Consider the following 1,731-nt stretch of genomic DNA (forward strand, 5'->3'; position numbering starts at 1 on the left):
AACACATTGGAGTCGAGGTCGTAGGTGTAGTCGGTCTTCGCCCTCTCGACTCCCGTCTTGAGCTCCTGGACCTGGGTGGTGCGGCCCAGGCCGTCAGTGGTGACCTTGAACGTGTCTACCAGTCGCACTACTCGGACCCGAAGATCCATCGGCTCTGTGTCATCCCCACGACATTCCCGCCCAGATCGTCCGTATGGCGAACCTACGGCAAATACGGATAGATATCACGCCACCTCGCGACCCTGTCGGCGAGGTCACAATCTTCCAAGTACGGAGCTAGTCTCATCATTGGACCGACCAAATTCTTAATTCTGCGCAGAACCCGAGCCTCATCGATCGGCAGAGATTTCCAGCGACTTGCAGCGAGTTCCACATCGGCAATGTTTTGTGGAAGCAACTCCAGGCATTCGCGGATGGCGACATCTGGCTGCAGATCGGGCGGGAAGCGAACGCTCCCCCCTGCCCTCGCGATCAGGCCAGCCAAGTTGGCCAGCCTGATCGCGCGATCCGCCGAGGTGACAGCCCCTTCACCCGTCGCCGCGTTGAGGACACGAACTACTCGATCAAGAGTCGCGGCATCGGGAATATCGCCAGTACCTACAACGGATTGGACCTTTCCGACGGAGACTAGGACCCACCCTAGCCACCAGTTCGCACGCTCGTCACCCGTGGGCTGCTCGAGTGAAAGCCAATCTTCCAGGTCGGCACTGTGAACGACGAGATCGTCCCAATCCACTGATCAGAATCCGATTCCAAAAGACCTGAATGCATCGATCCCGATTTGAGTACTCTCAGGTGTTGGTCGAAAATGCCCACTATTGTTATTGATGTCCAGCCCGAAGTAATTCCCATTCCCGCCAGCGATATCCGCTTCACCTGCAGCCTGCACTGGACGACCACCGCTCAATATAGAGTGCTTCAATTCCACGCCAGCCACCTCCTTGGGGATAACCGCGAGACTGCCGTCTTCGAGAACCGCCCATTTAATCGGACCAGAATTGATTACATTGTCAAAATCTGCTGAAGCCGGCGTTATTGGCTTAACGCCGAGCCGCTCAGCGTCCGCGACTTCGCCGGGCAAACTGCCTGGCATCTGGTTTGGGAACAGCTTACTGCCGCCAGAACTTGATCCTCCAGTCTCGCTGAGCAGACGACTCCAGTCACTTCCGAATCGTTGCCCTCCAGTCGCCGCGATTGCCGCGCCAGCTGCACTGATCGCTACGCCGCCGACAACCGCAACCGCCCCAGCCGGACAGAGGACTCCGGCAGTGCCACCGCAGATAACAGCGCCACCACCAGTGAGTGAGCCGCCAGCTGCGGTTACGACGGCGCCAAGGCCCATCCAGCCGATGTCCTTCAGAATGTTCCCAAGGGCCTCACGATTCACCTCAAGGCCGCCCCCAGCATCCGGGTGGCTGCGCATCCAGTCAGCTGGTGACTCGCCCGGTCCGGTCTGCGTATCCGGCTGGGGCGGTGGGGTGGGGCGGGGGGTTGTACCGCCGTTACCGCCTCCATCATCGATGGCGTTGAGGTGGCCGTCGAGTTCGATGCGGCTGATCGGGTTGCCGCCGCCGAACATGTACCGGTTGGTATTCCACGGGTCCGTGCCGAGCGCCATGTCGGTCAGGGCACCGTCGAACATGTCGCGGCTGAGGAACCGGTTGAGGCCGGGGTTGTATTCGCGGAATCCCATGTCGTAGGTGCCGGTGGCGCCGTCGAACCGGGCCGAGT

2 protein-coding genes are annotated in these 1,731 nt (G+C 60.1%); both read right to left on the reverse strand.

Annotated features, from left to right (window positions below; all coding sequences use genetic code 11):
• Window positions 1-202: 202 nt before the first annotated feature.
• The gene (locus ACZ3HV_RS44495) at window positions 203-736 is read right to left on the reverse strand and encodes a hypothetical protein (protein WP_465693941.1); all 534 of its coding nucleotides are present in this window, start codon (window positions 734-736) and stop codon (window positions 203-205) included.
• A gap of 3 nt (window positions 737-739) precedes the next feature.
• A partial coding sequence (locus ACZ3HV_RS44500; protein WP_465693943.1) for an RHS repeat-associated core domain-containing protein occupies window positions 740-1,731 on the reverse strand: 992 nt, incomplete at its 5' end.

The sequence above is a fragment of the Kribbella sp. NPDC020701 genome (assembly GCF_055562215.1).